The organism is Nocardioides koreensis (assembly GCF_039531775.1).
Taxonomy (GTDB): domain Bacteria; phylum Actinomycetota; class Actinomycetes; order Propionibacteriales; family Nocardioidaceae; genus Nocardioides; species Nocardioides koreensis.
In genome coordinates this window covers 507,434-524,629 of the sequence record NZ_BAAAQR010000001.1, presented here as the reverse complement: position 1 = coordinate 524,629, position 17,196 = coordinate 507,434, and the positions used below count along the sequence as shown (strand labels likewise).

At 73.3% G+C, this 17,196-nt stretch carries 16 protein-coding genes; 13 read left to right on the top strand and 3 right to left on the bottom strand.

Annotated elements, in window-relative coordinates:
- Nucleotides 1-12 precede the first annotated feature (12 nt).
- Entirely contained in the window at nt 13-990 is a 978-nt protein-coding gene (gene galE, locus ABD268_RS02500; RefSeq protein ID WP_344147063.1) for a UDP-glucose 4-epimerase GalE, read from the bottom strand.
- 104 nt (nt 991-1,094) lie between these two features.
- Between galE and ABD268_RS02495 the strand changes: the two genes are divergently transcribed.
- The 6 genes from ABD268_RS02495 to ABD268_RS02470 all read left to right on the top strand — a co-directional run bounded on the left by ABD268_RS02495 (nt 1,095) and on the right by ABD268_RS02470 (nt 6,796).
- Complete coding sequence (locus ABD268_RS02495; RefSeq protein ID WP_344147060.1) at nt 1,095-1,934, top strand: N-acetylmuramoyl-L-alanine amidase family protein; 840 nt, start codon at nt 1,095-1,097, stop codon at nt 1,932-1,934.
- 143 nt (nt 1,935-2,077) lie between these two features.
- Nucleotides 2,078-2,983, top strand: a complete 906-nt coding sequence (locus tag ABD268_RS02490; RefSeq protein WP_344147057.1) for a hypothetical protein — start codon at nt 2,078-2,080, stop codon at nt 2,981-2,983.
- Between the two features lie 55 nt (nt 2,984-3,038).
- Nucleotides 3,039-3,941, top strand: a complete 903-nt coding sequence (locus ABD268_RS02485; RefSeq protein ID WP_344147054.1) for an alpha/beta hydrolase — start codon at nt 3,039-3,041, stop codon at nt 3,939-3,941.
- 139 nt (nt 3,942-4,080) lie between these two features.
- Nucleotides 4,081-4,755, top strand: a complete 675-nt coding sequence (gene npdG, locus ABD268_RS02480; RefSeq protein ID WP_344147051.1) for an NADPH-dependent F420 reductase — start codon at nt 4,081-4,083, stop codon at nt 4,753-4,755.
- Complete coding sequence (locus ABD268_RS02475; RefSeq protein ID WP_344147048.1) at nt 4,755-5,981, top strand: acyl-CoA dehydrogenase family protein; 1,227 nt, start codon at nt 4,755-4,757, stop codon at nt 5,979-5,981. The genes npdG and ABD268_RS02475 overlap by 1 nt, the downstream gene beginning before the upstream one ends.
- 122 nt (nt 5,982-6,103) lie before the next feature.
- The gene (locus ABD268_RS02470; protein ID WP_344147045.1) at nt 6,104-6,796 is read left to right on the top strand and encodes a VC0807 family protein; all 693 of its coding nucleotides are present in this window, start codon (nt 6,104-6,106) and stop codon (nt 6,794-6,796) included.
- A gap of 37 nt (nt 6,797-6,833) precedes the next feature.
- On the opposite strand, the gene ABD268_RS02465 is transcribed toward ABD268_RS02470, so the two are convergent.
- Nucleotides 6,834-7,718 (bottom strand): trypsin-like serine protease, encoded by an 885-nt coding sequence (locus ABD268_RS02465; RefSeq protein WP_344147042.1) that lies wholly within the window; start codon nt 7,716-7,718, stop codon nt 6,834-6,836.
- A gap of 453 nt (nt 7,719-8,171) precedes the next feature.
- On the opposite strand from ABD268_RS02465, the gene ABD268_RS02460 reads away from it, so the two are divergent.
- From ABD268_RS02460 to ABD268_RS02435, 6 genes are all read left to right on the top strand, one after another.
- Entirely contained in the window at nt 8,172-9,095 is a 924-nt protein-coding gene (locus tag ABD268_RS02460; RefSeq protein ID WP_344147039.1) for a glucosyl-3-phosphoglycerate synthase, read from the top strand.
- The gene (gene folP, locus ABD268_RS02455; protein WP_344147036.1) at nt 9,092-9,955 is read left to right on the top strand and encodes a dihydropteroate synthase; all 864 of its coding nucleotides are present in this window, start codon (nt 9,092-9,094) and stop codon (nt 9,953-9,955) included. The genes ABD268_RS02460 and folP overlap by 4 nt, the downstream gene beginning before the upstream one ends.
- A complete protein-coding gene (locus ABD268_RS02450; protein ID WP_344147033.1) occupies nt 9,952-10,581 on the top strand; it encodes a class III extradiol ring-cleavage dioxygenase family protein in 630 nt (209 codons plus the stop codon). Before folP ends, ABD268_RS02450 begins: the two co-directional genes overlap by 4 nt.
- Nucleotides 10,569-11,255 (top strand): dihydrofolate reductase family protein, encoded by a 687-nt coding sequence (locus ABD268_RS02445; RefSeq protein WP_344147030.1) that lies wholly within the window; start codon nt 10,569-10,571, stop codon nt 11,253-11,255. The genes ABD268_RS02450 and ABD268_RS02445 overlap by 13 nt, the downstream gene beginning before the upstream one ends.
- Before the next feature lie 122 nt (nt 11,256-11,377).
- Nucleotides 11,378-12,223 (top strand): 3-hydroxybutyryl-CoA dehydrogenase, encoded by an 846-nt coding sequence (locus ABD268_RS02440; RefSeq protein ID WP_344147027.1) that lies wholly within the window; start codon nt 11,378-11,380, stop codon nt 12,221-12,223.
- Nucleotides 12,224-12,404: 181 nt separating this feature from the next.
- On the top strand, nt 12,405-13,754 hold the full coding sequence (locus ABD268_RS02435) for an MFS transporter (RefSeq protein ID WP_344147024.1): 1,350 nt from the start codon (nt 12,405-12,407) through the stop codon (nt 13,752-13,754).
- A gap of 254 nt (nt 13,755-14,008) precedes the next feature.
- Here ABD268_RS02435 and ABD268_RS02430 read toward each other — a convergent pair whose 3' ends face one another.
- Nucleotides 14,009-16,150, bottom strand: coding sequence for a sensor histidine kinase (locus tag ABD268_RS02430; RefSeq protein WP_344147021.1), 2,142 nt, complete (start codon nt 16,148-16,150; stop codon nt 14,009-14,011).
- A gap of 341 nt (nt 16,151-16,491) precedes the next feature.
- Here ABD268_RS02430 and ABD268_RS02425 point away from each other — a divergent pair, with 341 nt between their 5' ends.
- Nucleotides 16,492-17,193: a GAF and ANTAR domain-containing protein gene (locus tag ABD268_RS02425; protein WP_344147018.1), complete on the top strand. Its 702-nt coding sequence runs from the start codon at nt 16,492-16,494 to the stop codon at nt 17,191-17,193.
- Nucleotides 17,194-17,196 lie beyond the last annotated feature (3 nt).

Below are 17,196 nucleotides of genomic sequence, written 5' to 3'. Positions count from 1 at the left end.
TCGGGCGCGGGGTCACCGGGGGTAGTCGTCGCCCGCCTTCTGGCGTGCCGCCCAGGCGCTCGCGACCATCTCGCGCAGGTCGTGCCGCATCGCCCAGCCCAGGTCGCGGGCGGCGAGCTCGCCGCTCGCCACGATCCGGGCCGGGTCGCCCGGGCGCCGCGGGTGCACGGCCGGGTCGAAGTCGATGCCGGTGACCTTGCGGATGGTGTCCATGATCTGGCGCACCGAGCTCCCGTCGCCGCTGCCGAGGTTGTAGACCGGCTCCAGCGGCTCGCCGGCCAGCATCCGCTGTGCGGCGGTGACGTGCGCCAGCGCCAGGTCGGCAACGTGGATGTAGTCGCGCACGCAGGTGCCGTCGGGGGTGGGGTAGTCGTCGCCGTTGATCCGCGGGGTGTCGCCCCGGTAGAGCATGTCGAAGACCAGCGGGAACAGGTTGTGCGGGCTGGTGTCGTAGAGGTCCGCCGACCCGGAGCCCACCACGTTGAAGTAGCGCAGCGAGGTGTGGGTCAGGTCGTGGGCCCGGGCCACGTCGCGCAGCAGCCACTCGCCGATCAGCTTCGTCTCGCCGTACGGCGACTCCGGCGCCACCGGCGTCTGCTCGGTGACCAGGTCGACGTCGGGGGTGCCGAAGGTGGCCGCGCTGGAGGAGAACACGATCCGGGACACCTCGGTCGCCACCATCGCGTCGAGCAGGTTCACCGTGCCGGTGACGTTCTGCTCGTAGGTGTGCAGCGGGCGGGTGACCGACACCCCGGCGTACTTGAACCCGGCCACGTGGATGACCCCGGTGACGTCGTACTCGCGCAGCGCCTCGGTGACCGCCGCCTTGTCCAGCAGCGTTGCCTCGACCAGCGGCACGTCGTCGGGGACGAAGGCGGCGAACCCGGTGGACAGGTCGTCGAGCACGACGGGCCGCATCCCCGCGTCCTGCAGCGCGCGCACCACGTGGGCGCCGATGTAGCCCGCTCCTCCGGTCACCAACCACGTCATCTGCCGGGCTCCTTCGACTGCTCTGGGACGGCTCGACCGGCCACCCTAGTGGGGTCCGCCCGCCGGTGGGACTTCGAGTGGTCTGGACCGTTACAGTGCCGGACGTGTTCTGGAAGTTCTCGACGTCCCTGCTCGCCCTCGTCCTGCTCGTCACGGGCGTGGCCGGCGAGGTCGTCTGGTCCCAGCACGCGCGCGAGCGTGAGGTGGACCTGACCGCCGGGGGGTGGGCCGACCGGGCCGAGCCGCCGGTGAGCCGGTCGCTGGACCGCACCTCGGCTCCGCTGGCCGGGCGGACGGTCGTGATCGACCCCGGCCACCAGCTCGGCAACCACAACTACCCGCGCAAGATCAACCGGCTGGTGCCCGCCGGCGGCTTCAAGAAGCCCTGCAACACGACCGGCACCGCGACTCGCGGCGGGTACCCCGAGGCGACGATGGCGTGGCGGGTCTCCCGGCTGCTGCGGGCCCGGCTCACCGACCTCGGCGCCCGCGTGGTGCTGACCCGGACCAGCAACCGCCAGGACCGCTGGGGCCCCTGCGTCGACGAGCGCGGCCGGGCCGGCAACAAGATCCCGGCCGATCTGAAGATCAGCCTGCACGGCGACGGCAACACCGCCTCCGGCGCGCGCGGCTTCCACGTGATCGCGCCGACCGACCGGGCGCGCTGGACGCACGACATCTACAAGTCCTCGCGCCGGCTGGCGCTGCGCGAGCGGGCCGCCCTGCGCGCGGCCGGGGTGCCGGTCGCCAACTACATCGCCGGCGGTGACGGGCTGGACTTCCGCTCCGACCTCGGCACCCTCAACCTCTCCGACGTCCCGACCGTGATGGTCGAGCTCGGCAACATGCGCAACCCCCGCGACGCGCACCGGATGACCACTCGCAAGGGGCGGGCGACGTACGCGAAGGCGCTCACGCGGGGCGTGCGGGCCTTCCTCGGCTGAGCTTCGGTCACGCCGGCCGGGCAGTTCGTCGTACGCCGGGCTCGGTCGGCGCGCGGGTGAGTGGGGCCGGCCTCGAACCGCCCGGGCGGGTGGCCTGTGGATGACGCCCCGGGGGAGGTCCGGAACGGGGAATGTGTCGGGGCATGACTCACACGCCTGACACGCCCCTCGATCCCGTCGACGCGCTGATCCGGCTGGGCGGGGTGGCGACCTGGCCGGAGCTGCGGGCCCTCACCAGCCGCCGGAAGCTCCGCACGGCAGTGAGCGCCGGCCGGGTGATCGAGCTGACGCGCCCCTACTACGCCCTGCCGGAGACCGACCAGGCCCTGGCCGCGGCCATCCGCCTGGGCGGGACGGTCTCCCACCTCAGCGCCGCGCAGCGCTGGGGCTGGAAGGTCAAGACCCCGCCTGCGCTCCCGACGATCACCGTCCCGCGGTGGCGACACCACCTCGACCCGGACGGGGTGGAGGTCCACTGGGGCAACCTCGCCCCGGACGCGGTGCAGGGGCGGGTGACCTCGCCGGTGCAGACCGTCGTCGACTGCGCGCGCACCTACTCCTTCGACGAGGCCCTGGCGGTGGCCGACTCCGCGCTCAGGGGCGGTGTCGACCACGACAGCCTGCTGGACGCCGCGAAGGCCTCGCCTCGCACGGGCCGGCGCAAGGCCATGGAGGTGGTCGAGGCCGCGGACGGGCGGGCGGCGAACCCGTTCGAGTCGGTGCTGCGCGGGATCGCCAAGCGGGTCCCCGGCCTCGAGGTGGAGCCGCAGCAGTGGGTCGGTGACGTGGGCCGCGCGGACCTGATGGATCGACGCCTGGGCCTGGTGATCGAGGCCGAGTCGTTCGAGTTCCACGCCGACAGCGCGTCCTTCGGGCGCGACGTACGCCGCTACACGCTCTTCGTGCGCAGCGGCTTCATCGTCGTGCGCTTCACCTGGAAGGACGTCATGCTCGATCCCGACTACGTGCGTGCCGTCCTGGCGGACCTGGTGGCCCAGGGGCCATACGGCCGGGCAGTCCGGTGCCCGTCCTGTGCGGCCGCCGCCTGAGTCCGCGGGGTGAGCGCGCCAGCTGCCCGGCGTACCGGCCGGTAGGTTCGGCGCCATGCCACTGGACCCGCAGCTCGCGACCCTGCTCGACCTCGTCAACGCCGCCGAGAAGAAGATGCACGAGGGGACGCCGGCCGAGGCGCGGGCGGCGTTCCGCACCCTGACCGTCGACTTCGTCAAGCCCGAGGACGTGGTGCCGGTCGGCTCGGTGGAGGACCTGACCGTGGCCGGGCGGCCGGCGCGGGTCTACCGGCCCGAGGGCGCGGTGGAGACCCCGACGCTGGTGTACTTCCACGGCGGCGGCTACGTCATCGGCGACCTCGACACCCACGACCAGACCTGCCGCCGGATCTGCCGCGGCGCGGAGGTCACGGTGCTGGCGGTCGACTACCGGCTGGCGCCCGAGGAGGGGTTCCCGGCCGGGGTCGAGGACGCGATCGCGGCGACCCGATGGGCGGCCGAGCACCTGCCCGGCACCCGGCTCGCGGTCGGCGGCGACAGCGCCGGCGGCAACCTGTCGGCGGTGGTCGCGCAGACGCTGCCGGAGCTGGTGCAGGCGCAGGTGCTGCTCTACCCGGCCGTGGACACGTTCGGCGACTACCCGTCGCGGCAGGAGAACGCCGAGGGGTTCTTCCTCGACATGCCGACGATGGTGTGGTTCCTCGAGCAGTACGTCGGCAGCGTGGTCGACCTGGACCCGGGCGACGTCCGGCTCTCCCCGCTGCTCGGCGACCTGACCGGGGTCGCACCGGCGCTGGTGGTGACCGCCGAGCTGGACCCGCTGCGCGACGAGGGCAACGCGTACGCCGCGAAGCTCTCGGCGGCGGGGGTGGCCGTCGACGAGGTGACCTACCCCGGCCTGATCCACGGGTTCATGGAGATGGGCCCGTGGAGTGCCGCCGCGGCCGATGCCGTCGACGACGTGGTGCTGCGGATCAGCAAGCTGCTCCGCGGCTGATCCGCGTGGCCGGTGTGCGAGCAGCGGTGAGTGGGCCACGGTTTGCCCGGCTGATTGGGTGGCTGAGCCACCGCCCGACCGGTGAGCCGGCCCCCACTAGCCTGAGCAGGCCGCCAGCACCCGACCCAAGGAGCACCCCGTGACCCTGCCCGACACCCTCGCCGGCCGGACGGTGGCCGTCCTCGGCGGCACCGGACCCCAGGGCCGCGGGCTGGCCCGCCGGTTCGCCGCGGCCGGGATCCCGGTCGTGATCGGCAGCCGCAGCGCCGAGCGCGCGACCGACACCGCCAACGAGCTGGCGGCCGCCACCGGGGGCGAGGTGACCGGCGCGGACAACGCCGCCGCCGCCGCGGCCGGCGACCTGGTGGTGGTCGCGGTGCCGTGGGACGGGCACGGTGAGCTGCTGAAGTCGCTGAGCGGCGAGCTGGCCGGCAAGGTCGTCGTCGACTGCGTGAACCCGCTCGGATTCGACAAGCAGGGCGCCTACGCGCTCCCGGTCGAGGAGGGGTCGGCCGCCCAGCAGGCCGAGGCGCTGCTACCCGACAGCACCGTCATCGGTGCCTTCCACAACGTCAGCGCGGTCCTGCTCGACGACCCGGCGGTCGACAGCGTCGACACCGACGTGCTCGTGCTCGGCGACGTCCGCGAGGCCACCGACCTGGTCCAGGCGCTGGCCGAGACGATCCCCGGCGTCCGCGGCGTGTACGGCGGCCGGCTGCGCAACACCCACCAGGTCGAGGCGTTCACCGCGAACCTGATCAGCGTCAACCGCCGTTACAAGGCCCACTCCGGCCTGCGGATCACGGACGTCTGATGAGCATCTACCCCGCCTACCCGGCGCCCAGCGACCGGGCCGTCGAGCTGCACGCCCGGCTCACCGAGTTCGTGCAGACGCAGGTGCTGCCGGGCGAGCCGGCGTACCACTCCTTCCGCGCGGAGCGCGGCCACGACGACCACACCGTCCCGCCGGTGGTCGAGGAGCTGAAGGCGAAGGCCCGCGCGCAGGGGCTGTGGAACCTCTTCCTGCCCAGCGAGTCCGGGCTGACCCAGCTGGAGTACGCCACGCTCGCCGAGCTCACCGGCTGGAGCAACAACCTCGCCCCCGAGGCGCTGAACTGCCAGGCGCCGGACACCGGCAACATGGAGCTGCTGCACCTGTTCGGCACCGAGGAGCAGCGGGAGCGCTGGCTGCGGCCGCTGCTGGACGGCGAGATCCGTTCCGGGTTCGCGATGACCGAGCCGGCGGTGGCCAGCTCGGACGCCACCAACATCGAGAGCTCGATCGTGCGGGACGGGGACGAGTACGTCCTCAACGGCCGCAAGTGGTTCACCTCCGGCGCCTCCGACCCGCGCTGCCGGGTGCTGATCCTCATGGGCAAGACCGACCCCGAGGCGGCCCGGCACCGGCAGCAGTCGATGGTGATCGTGCCGATCGACACCCCGGGCGTCCGGGTCGAGCGGTCGGTCACGGTCTTCGGCCAGCAGCACCAGCCCGGCCACGCGGTGACGGTCTTCGAGGACGTCCGGGTCCCGGTGACGAACCTGCTCGGCGAGGAGGGCGGCGGGTTCGCCTGCGCCCAGGCGCGGCTCGGCCCGGGCCGGATCCACCACGTGATGCGGGCCCTCGGTGCCGGCGAGCGGGCGCTGGCGATGATGGTCGCGCGGGCCAAGGAGCGGGTCGCCTTCGGCAAGCCGCTGGCCGAGCAGGGCGCGCTGCGGGAGCGGATCGCGGAGTCGCGGGTCGAGCTCCAGCAGGCCCGCGGCCTGTGCCACCAGGCGGCGTACGTCATCGACAGCGAGGGCAACAAGGCGGCCCGCCACCTCGTCGCCGCGGCCAAGGTGGCCGTGCCGCGGATCGTCACGGGCGTCATCGACCGGGCCATCCAGGTGCATGGCGGGCTGGGCGTCACCGACGACACCCCGCTGGCGGACATGTGGGGCTGGCACCGGGCGATGCGGATCTTCGACGGCCCCGACGAGGTGCACCTCGCCTCGCTGGCGCGCGCCGAGCTGGACGCGGAGCCGACGTTCCGAGTCTGAGAGCCCCTCTCAGGAACCCCCCGTACTCTGGTATGACCGCGAACTCCCAGCGACGAGGGGATCCACCCCCGCCGGTTCCGGTGCACACCGAGAGGTGACCGGCTCGGCGGTCGTAGGGCCAGATGACGACCACTGTCGGCACCCTTCCCCGTCCCGTCACGCCCACAGCGGTCACGCCCGCGGCGCTGTCCCCGCTGCCGGAGCCGCCGTCACTCGGATCGATCCTGGGGCGGCTGGTGGCCAGCCTGCTCGTCGCCGTGGTGATCCCGGGCCTGGTGTTCTACCTGGCCCTGGTGGCCTCGGGCATCACCGCCGCCGTGCTCCTCGCGCTCGCCTGGACGTACGGCGCGATCGTGTGGCGCTGGGCCACGAAGCGCCCGATGTCGGGGCTGCTCGCCCTCACCGTGACGATCATGACGGCCAAGACGATCTTCACGCTCGCCACCGGCAACACCTTCGTCTACTTCTTCCAGCCGGTGGTGTCCGACGCCGCGGTCGGGGCGCTGTTCCTCGCGTCGCTGGCCACCGCCCGGCCGGTGGTCGCCCGGCTGGCCCCGGACTTCTACCCGATGCACCCCGAGGTCGCGGCCCGGCCGCGGATCCGGCGGCTCTTCTGGCACCTGACCCTGATGTGGTCGGTCGTGATCCTGCTCAAGGGCGCGGTGACGCTGTGGCTGCTGACGTCGCAGTCGATGGTGAGCTTCGTGCTGCTCAAGAACGTCGCGATGATCTCGCTGACCGTCACCGCCGTGGCCGTCACGATCGGCGCCGCCTTCCACGTCGCGCGCCGGGAGAGCCTGCTCGCGGTCGCCTGACCGCTCGACAACCGCACCGGGGCCTGGACCACCGGGCCTAGACACTGCCTCCATGGGCGGTCACGGTGCCGTTGATCCAGGCCAGGGCCTCGGCGGTGTCCACCCGGTAGGAGTAGGTGTTGCCGCTGCACAGCCCGTTGGTGACGAACGAGTTGATCGCGATGACGGTGTTGGTGCCGCCGACCAGGTTCGGGCCGCCCGAGTCGCCGAAGCAGCTGCCGCCCCTGTTGGCGTGGAGCTTGATGAACTCGTCGCTGATCGTGTCCTTGCTCGCCACCAGCGTGGTCGGGGCGTAGAAGCGGGTGAACGCGTCGCCGGGCGTCGGCCGGCAGTCCGGGTCGCACGGGCCGCCACCCTTGAGGAAGTTCTGGACGCCGTAGCCGACCACGTCGACGCGGCTGTTCATGGCCAACGTGTCCACCAGGCCCTCGCTGGGCAGGGCGCCGTACTTCCCGGACGTCGCCGAGGCGGGGACCGGTCCGCACGAGTAGTTGCTCGCGGACGGCGCCCGGCACCCGGACTCGCCGAAGATGATCACCGCCACGTCGTGGGTGTCGAAGCCGGGGATGCCGCCGCCCCCGATCGCGAACTCGGGGTCGTAGTAGTAGCTGCCGACGTTCCACCGCAGCTGCGCGGACGGCGTGTTCGCCAGGTTCGGCTCGAAGGTGACCCGCACCAGCGGGGCACCGGTCACCGTGTTGGTGCCCAGGGCCGAGGTGCTGTCGCTGAAGCAGTGCGCCGCGGTCAGCATCACCGTCGGGGACAGCAGGGTCCCGGTGCAGGCGTAGACCCCGTTGTCCGCGTAGCCGACGTACGGGTGGTTGTTGCCGTCGTAGGTTCCGTTGGTCACCGCGGACGCCGGCAGCGCCAGCCCGACCAGCGCGAACACGAAACCGATTGCCACGAGAATGCTGCGACGCATGTGAGTCCCCCTCGTCCTGAGCCGGCGAGCGCCGGCGTCGCAGCAAGGCTGGTCGCTGGACACTCCGGGTGCATGCCCTCGATGGGGTATCTGTGCAGCAAGTGGTCCCTGCGAGAGGTGGGGCGGTGCTTCTCGGCCGTCGACGAGCTCGTCGACGAGCTCGTCGAGGGTCAGCCGAGCACGGCCAGCCCGGTCCGCACCCACCACACCGAGACGGCGACCGTCGCGACGAACCAGGCGACCCGGCCCGGTCGGGTCTTGACCCAGCGGTTGAGCCTCACGCCCATCTGAGCCTCCCCGGTCGCGGGCCGGCGAGCGCCGGCGTGAAGCGAGGCTCGCGCATCGACCCGGCCGGTGCATGCCCACCATGAGGTAACTGCTGGGCCGGGGGGAGCAGCCGGACACCACCCGGGGTCCGGTTAGTCTCACGGTCATGGACCTGGGCGGGCTCGGATGAGCTGGTTCGAGCGCAACACCCACCACTGGGACGACTGGCCGCTGGCCGACCTGGTCGCGGCGAAGGCGTCCACGCGGGTGAGCCTCGTCGTACCCGCTCGCAACGAGGCCGCCACCGTCGGGGACGTGGTGACCCGGGTGCGCGCCGCGCTGGTGGACACCGTCTCGCTGCTCGACGAGATCGTGGTGATCGACTCCGACTCCACCGACGACACGTACGCCGTCGCCACGGACGCCGGCGCGGTGGTGCACCGGTCCGCGGAGATCCGCCCCGACCTGGGCTCGGTCCCGGGCAAGGGCGAGGCGATGTGGAAGTCGCTGTTCGTCACCGGCGGCGACGTGCTCGTCTTCATGGACGCCGACCTGCACGACTGGGACACCCACTTCGTGCCCGGGCTGCTCGGGCCGCTGCTGACCCGGCCGGACGTGGCGCTGGTGAAGGGGTTCTACGAGCGGCCGCTGGTCACCGGCGACGAGGTCGCGGCGTACGAAGGGGGCCGGGTGACCGAGCTGGTGGCCCGCCCGCTGATCGCCCTCGACTTCCCCGAGCTGTCGGGGCTGGTGCAGCCGCTGGCGGGGGAGTGGGCGGTGCGCCGGTCGCTGTTCGAGCGGCTGCACGTGCCGACCGGGTACGCCGTGGAGCTGGCCGCGCTGGTCGACACCGCCGAGCTGACGGGGGTGGACGCGATCGCCCAGGTCGACCTCGGGCGGCGTGCGCACCGGCACCAGGCGCTGCGCGACCTCGGGGCGATGGCCACCCAGATCGTGGCGGCCGCCGAGCTGCGGCGCGGGTCCCGCGACCCGCTGGACCACCACGACGTCGTGCTGCGGCAGTACCACCCCGTCGACGGCGGTATCGCCCCGGTCGACCGGGTGGTGCCGGTGGGGGAGCGGCCGCCCGCGGCGGGGTTCACGTCATGACGCTCAAGCTGGGCCGGCACGAGTTCGCCGACGACGCCACGCTGATGATGGCGATCGTCAACCGCACCCCCGACTCGTTCTACGACAGGGGCGCGACCTGGGCCGAGGACAAGGCCTTCGAACGGGTCGCCCACGTGGTCGGGCAGGGCGCCGAGATGGTCGACATCGGCGGCATCAAGGCCGCCCCCGGCGCGGAGATCGACGCGGCGGAGGAGAAGGCCCGCGTCGTCGACTTCGTCGCCCGGGTCCGGGAGTCCTTCCCCGGGCTGGTGATCTCGGTCGACACCTGGCGGGCGTCGGTCGGGGCCGCGGTCTGCGAGGCGGGCGCCGACGTGCTCAACGACGCCTGGGGCGGCGCCGACCCCGAGCTCGCCGACGTCGCCGCGGCGTACGACGCCGCGATCGTGTGCACCCACACCGGCGGGGTGGCCCCGCGGACCCGGCCGTACCGGATCGAGTACGACGACGTGGTCGCCGCCGCGATCGCCGACACCGTGGCGTACGCCGAGCGGGCGGTCGCCGCGGGCGTCTCGCCGGCCTCGGCGATCATCGACCCGGCCCACGACTTCGGCAAGAACACCTTCCACTCCCTCGAGCTGACCCGCCGGCTCGGCGAGATGGTCGCCACCGGCTGGCCGGTGCTGGTGTCCCTGTCGAACAAGGACTTCGTCGGCGAGACCCTCGACCTGCCGGTCGGCGAGCGGCTCACCGGCACCCTGGCAGCCACCGCCGTCTGCGCCCTCGCCGGCGCCCGGATCTACCGGGTGCACGAGGTCGTCGAGACCCGCCAGGTGGTGGACATGGTGAACACCATCGCCGGTCGGCGGCTGCCGGCGCGGGCGATCCGGGGGCTGCAGTGAGCTCGATAGTCCGGCACGTTCTGGCTGCCGAGAGCGCCCAGGGACGACCAGAACGTGACGGACTATCGCCCCGTCGGGTCGTCCTGGTCCCGGGTGTCCTGGCGCTGCTGCCGGAGTACGCCGGCCTCAGCGACCCGGTGGCCGAGCTGCGGGCCGCGTGCCTGGCGGCGGTCTCGTGGCTGACCGGTCCGGTGGAGATCGTGGCGGACGAGCAGGGGCGCCGGGTCGCCGAGCACCTGCTGGTCTCGACAGGCTCGACCACCGAGGGGGCCGGCTCGACTGCCGAGGGGGCCGGCTCGACTGCCGAGGGCGCCGGGGCCGAGGGCGACGCGTCGTACCTCGTGGTCGCCAACGGCAGCGCCTGCCGCGGGGAGAAGGCGCCGGGGCACCTCGACGAGCGGTCGTTCGCCTTCGACGCCGAGATCGACAAGGCACTGCGGACGCCGGACGGTGCCGCGCTGGCCGGAGTCGACGAGGCGCTCGGCGCGGAGCTGTGGGCCGGCAACGTGGCCGGCCTGCGGCGGCTCGGCGGGCTGCTGGCGGGGGCCGGGGTGCCGGTGGTGGACTACGCGGACGACCCGTTCGGGGTGCAGTACTGGGTGATGAGGTGGACATGCGAGTCCTGATCGGCCCGGCGCACGCCGGCGAGATGACGGGCAAGGTCACCGACGAGGAGCTCGCGGAGCTGTACGCCGCGCCCGCGACCCCGTGGCTGCGCGTGAACATGGTGAGCACCGTGGACGGCTCGGCCACCGGCGACTCCGGCCGCAGCGGCTCGATCAACAACGCGGCCGACAAGCGGGTCTTCGACACGCTGCGCCGCTGGGCCGACGTGATCGTGGTGGGTGCGGGGACCGCGCGGACCGAGGGGTACGGCCCGGCCCGGGCCCCGATCGTGCTGGTGAGCCGCCGCGCGGAGGTGCCCGACAAGCTCCGCGGCCTCGAGCCGGGGCGGGTGCTGATGGCGACCTGCGCCCACGCCGAGCACCTCGACGAGGCCCGCGAGCTGCTGGGCGAGGAGCACGTGCTCGTGCTCGGGTCGCACCGCGTCGACCTCGCCGAGCTGCGGACCCGGCTCGTCGACCGCGGCTGGACGCGCATCCTGTCCGAGGGCGGGCCGCACCTGCTGCACGACCTGGTCGCCCAGGAGGTCGCCAACGAGCTCACCTGCACGTACGTCCCCCGGCTGGTGGCCGGCAGCCACCCGCGGATCACCGACGGGCCCGGGCTCGACGTACCCCTCACCCTGCACACCCTCCTCGAGGAGGACGGCACGCTGCTCGGCCGCTGGCTGCTCTGAGCGCGACCCGGGGGACGAGACCCGGGAGCAGAAGCCCGGGAACCGTGACCCGGGGCGCCGCCGATCGCGCCCGGCCGGCTCAGTAGGTTCGACCGCGGGAGTTCCACACGAGGGAGAACAGAATGAAGAACGTAGGGGTCGTCGGGTGCGGCCTGATGGGTGCCGGCATCGCCGAGGTGTGCGCCCGGGCCGGGCTGGACGTCGTGGTCGCCGAGTCGAGCGACGAGGCGGCCGCGGCCGGCCGCGCGCGCCTCGAGGCGTCGCTGGGCCGGGCCGAGGCCAAGGGCAAGATCGAGTCGGCGGCGGCGGTGCTGGAGCGGATCCGGCTGGTCACCGAGCTGAAGGAGCTCGCCGACCGGGAGCTGGTCGTCGAGGCGATCGTCGAGGACGAGGGCGCCAAGATCGAGCTTTTCCGGCAGCTGGACGAGATCGTCACCGACCCGGACGCGATCCTGGCCTCCAACACCTCCTCGATCCCGATCATGAAGCTCGGCGTGGCGACCTCGCGGCCGCAGCAGGTGATCGGCATCCACTTCTTCAACCCGGTCCCGGTGCTGAAGCTGGTGGAGCTGGTGCCGAGCCTGCTCACCGCCGACGAGACCGCGCAGCGCTCCCGCGAGTTCGTGGAGGGCGCGCTGGGCAAGCAGGCGATCAACTGCCAGGACCGCGCGGGCTTCGTGGTGAACGCGCTGCTGATCCCGTTCGTGCTCTCGGCGATCCGGATGCTCGAGTCCGGGTTCGCGACGGCCGAGGACATCGACCGTGGCCTCGTGCTCGGCGCCGCCCACCCGCAGGGCCCGCTGGCGCTGGCCGACCTGATCGGGCTGGACACCACCAAGGCGGTGGCGGAGTCGCTCTACGAGGAGTTCAAGGAGCCGCTGTACGCCGCGCCGCCGCTGCTCGCCCGGATGGTCGACGCCGGCCTGCTCGGGCGCAAGGCCGGCCGCGGGTTCTACGACTACCGATGAGCTGACCCCGGCGGCCCAGCGCTGGGAGTGAGCGTGGGGCACTTTCCCCGGCTGCCCGGGGAAACCGGCACTGGTCAGGGGAAAGGCCACCTGACAAGTGGCACTTTCCCCGGCTGACCGGGGAAAGTGCCGACACGCCGAGGCGCGGAATGGTCCGGCGCCGGGTGGGGTTGGGGCACCCATGACCCACGACGACTCCGGCCGCGTGTCCGTCCTGCTCGGCGTGCTGTTCGGGCTGGCCGGCATGGGCTCCTCCTCGGCCGCGATCGCGCTGCCGCTGATGGGGCAGGACCTCGGGGTCGGGGTCGGGGTGGCCGCGTGGACGATCAGCCTCTACGCCCTGATGCTGGCGGTCGCGACCGCGGTCTACGGCCGCGTCTCCGACCTGGTCGGGATCCGGATCCCGCTACTGGTCGGCATCGGGCTGATGACCTCGGGCGCGCTGGTCGCCGCGCTGGCCCCGTCGTTCGGGGTGCTGCTCGGCGCACGCCTCTTCCAGGGCGCCGGGGCCGCGGCGGTGCCGACGCTGGGCGTGGCCGTGCTCAGCGGCAGGTACGCCGGGGCGGTGCGCGGGCTGGCGCTCGGCCGCCTGGCCGGCGTCGCGGCCGCGATCAGCTGCCTCGGCCCGCTCGCGGGAGGCCTGGTCGAGCACGCCTTCGGCTGGCGGGCGGTGATGGCCCTGCCGATCCTCGGGGTGCTGGTCGTGCCGCTGCTGTGGCACGCGCTGACCGGCGAGGGGTCCGGCGCGAGCCTCGACATCCTCGGTGCGGTGCTGGTCGCCGCGACCGCCGCGGGCGCCGTACTCCTGGTCCAGTCGCCGTCGACCGGGCTCGTCGTCGCGGCCGTCGGCCTGGGCCTGCTCGTGCTCGGCACCCCGGCCGTGGCGCTGCGGGTGCGGCGACGACCCCACGGCTTCCTGCCGGTCTCGGTGATCCGCAACGCCACCGTGGTCCGGTCGGCGGTGGCGGCCGCCGCGGTGCCCGCGTCGTGGTTCGCGCTGCTGATCGCGGTGCCGGCGGTGCTGGTGCACGCCGGCTGGGAGGCCTGGCAGGTCGGTCTGCTGCTGGTGCCGAGCGCGCTCGTCGCGGTCCTGGTGCCGCGGGTCGCCGGGCCGCTGCTGGACCGGATCGGTGCCGCGCCCTCGCTCGCGGTCGCCGCGCTGATCGCCTCGGCCGCCCTCGGGCTGGCCGCGGTCGGCAGCTCGGTCGTCTCGCCGCCGGTGCTGGCCGTCGCGGTCGCGCTGGTCACGGTGGCGTTCGGCCTCGGCCAGCCCGCCCTGAGCGCGTCGGTCGGCGACGCCGTGCACGTCGACGTACGCGGCGTGGCGCTCGGGATCGCGACCCTGCTGTTCCTGGTGGGCGGCAGCATCGGCTCCGCCGTCGTCGGCGGGCTCGGCGACGTGCTCGGGATCGCGGTCAGCCTCGGCCTGCTCGCCGTGCTCCCGCTGCTCGGCCTCGGGGTGCTGGTCCCCGAGCTGCGCCGGCGTGGCCGCGCGGAGGCCGAGCCCGAGGCCTGCGAGCAGGCGGCCTGACCCGGTCCCGGTCCGGGACGTCATCCGGAGTGGTCGCTGGGGGGACCGGGGCGTATGACGTTGTCCGGGACGTCATCCGGAGTGGTCGCTGGGGCGACCGGGGCGTATGACGTTGTCCGGGACGTCATCCGGAGTCGTCGCCGGGGCGACCGGGGCGTATGACGTTTGCGCGGGACGTCATCCGGAGTGGTCGCCGGGGCGACCGGGGCGTATGACGTCCCACGCCCGGCCACCGGCGGCCCGAGAGACGGCCCTCAGCGGTCGTAGCGGACCACGGCCGTCCAGCGCAGGTGCGTGCCCCCGCCGTCGCGATCCAGGATCTCCAGGGTGCCGTCGCACTCCTTGGCCCGCCGCTCGAGGTTGGCCAGGCCGCTGGACCGGGTGGGGGTGCCGATGCCGCGGCCGTCGTCGATCGCGTCCAGGGTGAGCAGCTCCTCGGCGAGGGTGACCCGGAGCCGGACGCTCCGGGCCGCGGCGTGCCGGGCGGCGTTGGAGAGCGCCTCGCGGGCGACCGCGACCACGTGGTCGGCCAGCTCCTCGGGCACCGCCTGGTCGAGCGGGCCGGAGAACTCCGCGTGGGCGGTGAAGCCGAGCGCCGGGCGGGCGTCCTCCACGACGGACAGCAGCCGCTCCTTGAGGCTGCCCCCGCCGTACGGCGCGCGGTTGAGCCGGAAGATCGTGGTCCGGATCCGGCGGATGGTGGCGTCGATCGCGTCGACGAACTCCACCAGGTTCGCCTGGTCCCGGGGGTCCTCGGTCCGGTAGACCATGCCCTGCAGCGCCATCCCGGTCGCGAACAGCTCCTGGATGACGTGGTCGTGCAGGTCGGCGGCGATCCGCTGGTGCTCGCGCAGCACGGCCAGCGCCTCCTGGTCGGCCCGCGACTGGTTCAGCTCCAGGGCCACGGCGGCGTGCCCGACGTACGCCTCGAGCTGCTCGACGTCGGTGTGGTCGAACGGCCGCCGGCCCTGGAACCGGAGCGCCACGACCGCGCCGACGACCCGCTGGCCACGCAGCATGGGGACGGCGATCAGCGACGCGATCGGGATCTCCAGCGGCGGGTCGACCTCCCGGCGACGGTAGCTCTCGATCAGCAACGGGGTGCCGTGGCGCAGCACCGGCTCGAGCGTGCTCAGCTTCGCGTGCGCGTTGCGTCCGGTGAGCTCCTCGGCGAGCTCGCCCACCACGATCTCGGCGGTGACCACGTCCTCGTCGTCGAGGTCGGCGAAGATCGCCGCGTCGGCCTCGGCGCCCTGCCGCGCCCCCTCGAGCACGACGTGCAGCGGCCGGTCGTTGCCGCCCGCGAACAGCGCCTGGGTGGCGTCGGTGGTGACGCCCTGCCACCGGCGCCGCCGCTCGGAGTCCTCGTAGAGCCGGGCGTTCTCGATGGCGACCGCCGCGGTCCGGGCCAGGCTCGTGACCAGCTGCTCGTCCTCGTCGCTGAACTCGCCGCGCTCGCTGTCGGTGAGGTAGAGGTTGCCGAACACGGTGCCGCGGACCCGGATCGGCACGCCCAGGAAGCTGGTCATCGCCGGGTGGCCGCCGGGGAACCCGATCGCGCGCGGGTCGATGCTGACGTCGCGCAGCCGCACCGGCCCGGGCTCGTCGACGAGCAGGCCGAGGATGCCCTCGCCGACCGGTGGCCGCCCGAGGTGGTCGATCTGCTCCGGCGGCATGCCCGCGTGGACGAACTGGTCGAGCAGGCCGTCCTCACCGAGGACGCCGAGCGCGGCGTACTTGGCCCCCACGAGGTCCCGCGCCGCGTGCACGACCCGGCGCAGCACGACCTCGAGCTTCAGGTCCGCGGTGACCAGCGCGTTGGCCCGCAACAGCTCCCGCAGCCGGCCCTGCGCCTTGAGGACGTCGGCCGCACGCTCGGTCAGCTGGGTCAGGGTCTCCTCGAGCTCGAGGCGGGGCACGTCCGGGAACGTCAGCAGCTCCCGCGGGTCGGCCACGGTGGTGCTCATCGGCTCGGGCCGCGTGGGGGAGGGCAGGGAGGACCCGTTCGTGCGCGGCCGCAGCCGGCCGAGGTCGAGGCGCTCGCTGAAGCACACCAGCGCGCCCTCGCAGGCCCCGGAGTCGTCGATCCGCGAGACCACCCGCATGTCGAACCAGCCGGTGGTGCCCGGGGCGGCGCAGGGCGTGAGCACGGTGGCGGGTGTGGACAGCTCGCCGAGCAGCGCCTTGCGGATCATGGACACGGCGTACCGGGCGACGGGGTCGTCGCCGGCGGCCGCGCACACGTCGAGGTAGGAGGCGCCGATGCCGCAGGCGTCCGGGTCGCCGCCGTTGTCGAGGCAGAACCGTTGCCACTGCTCGTTCACCCCGACGATGACGCCGGCGCGGTCGAGCACCGCGATGCTCAGGCTGTCGGAGTCCTGCTCCGGCGCTGTCACCAGCGGTTCCTCGGTGCTTCCGGTCACCATCGACCGCACCTTCGTCGGCGACGGGGACACCGTGCCGCCCGTCCTTGTGTCGTGCGCAAGCCCACCACCCGAGCTCCCTCCCGGCGTGCTGTGACGGCCGCACCGGGGACTGGGGTGGGCGGTCCTCCAGGGTCCGGGGAGGTGTATCGCCACTTTAGCCCGCCGGCCTCGCCCTGAGTAGGCAAAATCATCGCTCTCACCTGCCGAGACGCTCCGGTGGCGGTAGCGTCGAGCGCGTCGACGCATCGGGGCGGGGCGACGATCTCGGGAGCTGCTGCGGATCGGCTCCTCGGAGCCACACAGGGGACCTCATGTACGACCACTCGCTCTTCCTGCGAACCGTCTCGGAGTTCAGCGGTCGGCTGCTCACGCCGTACGACGTGGACACGGTGCTCAAGGACCTGATGGCGCGGCTGGCCGAGATCTTCGACCTGGCCGGTGCCGGCACGGCGCTGGCCGAGGAGGGGGTGCTGAGGGTGACCGTCGGCTTCCCCGCCGGGATCGACGCGCTGGAGCAGATCGAGAGCGGGCAGCAGGAGGGTCCCTGCGTCGAGGCGTTCCGGCTCGGCGAGGTGCTCGCGATCCCCGACCTCGAGGAGTACGCCGACCGGTGGCCGGCGTACTGCGCCGCGGCCCGGGAGCGCGGCCTGGGCGCGACAGTGGGCATCCCGCTGCGGCTCGGCGACCAGTCCGTCGGGGCGGTCGAGCTGTACGCCGCGGGGCCCCGCAAGTGGCCGGCGGAGGACCTCGAGGCCGCGGTCGTGCTGGCCGACATGGTCACCGCCTACCTGATCAACGTCTCCAAGATCCGCCAGCAGGAGCAGCTGACCGAGCAGCTCCAGAGCGCCCTGGAGTCCCGCACCGTGATCGAGCAGGCGAAGGGGATGATCGCCGCCCGCCACAGCGTCACGGTCGACGACGCCTTCGAGCTGATCCGTCGCCACGCGCGCAGCCACCACGTGACGGTGCGTGCCGTCTCCGACGCGATCGTGAACCTCGGCCTGCAGGTCTGAGGC

What these genes read in the sequence shown, in the direction of transcription:
- ABD268_RS02460 (WP_344147039.1), top strand. Translation starts at nt 8,172, where the DNA reads ATGAGCTGGTTCGAGCGCAACACCCACCACTGGGACGACTGGCCGCTG.
- ABD268_RS02490 (WP_344147057.1), top strand. Translation starts at nt 2,078, where the DNA reads ATGACTCACACGCCTGACACGCCCCTCGATCCCGTCGACGCGCTGATC.
- ABD268_RS02440 (WP_344147027.1), top strand. Translation starts at nt 11,378, where the DNA reads ATGAAGAACGTAGGGGTCGTCGGGTGCGGCCTGATGGGTGCCGGCATC.
- ABD268_RS02470 (WP_344147045.1), top strand. Translation starts at nt 6,104, where the DNA reads ATGACGACCACTGTCGGCACCCTTCCCCGTCCCGTCACGCCCACAGCG.
- ABD268_RS02465 (WP_344147042.1), bottom strand. Translation starts at nt 7,718, where the DNA reads ATGCGTCGCAGCATTCTCGTGGCAATCGGTTTCGTGTTCGCGCTGGTC.
- ABD268_RS02475 (WP_344147048.1), top strand. Translation starts at nt 4,755, where the DNA reads ATGAGCATCTACCCCGCCTACCCGGCGCCCAGCGACCGGGCCGTCGAG.
- ABD268_RS02425 (WP_344147018.1), top strand. Translation starts at nt 16,492, where the DNA reads ATGTACGACCACTCGCTCTTCCTGCGAACCGTCTCGGAGTTCAGCGGT.
- ABD268_RS02435 (WP_344147024.1), top strand. Translation starts at nt 12,405, where the DNA reads ATGACCCACGACGACTCCGGCCGCGTGTCCGTCCTGCTCGGCGTGCTG.
- ABD268_RS02485 (WP_344147054.1), top strand. Translation starts at nt 3,039, where the DNA reads ATGCCACTGGACCCGCAGCTCGCGACCCTGCTCGACCTCGTCAACGCC.
- ABD268_RS02445 (WP_344147030.1), top strand. Translation starts at nt 10,569, where the DNA reads ATGCGAGTCCTGATCGGCCCGGCGCACGCCGGCGAGATGACGGGCAAG.
- folP (WP_344147036.1), top strand. Translation starts at nt 9,092, where the DNA reads ATGACGCTCAAGCTGGGCCGGCACGAGTTCGCCGACGACGCCACGCTG.
- galE (WP_344147063.1), bottom strand. Translation starts at nt 990, where the DNA reads ATGACGTGGTTGGTGACCGGAGGAGCGGGCTACATCGGCGCCCACGTG.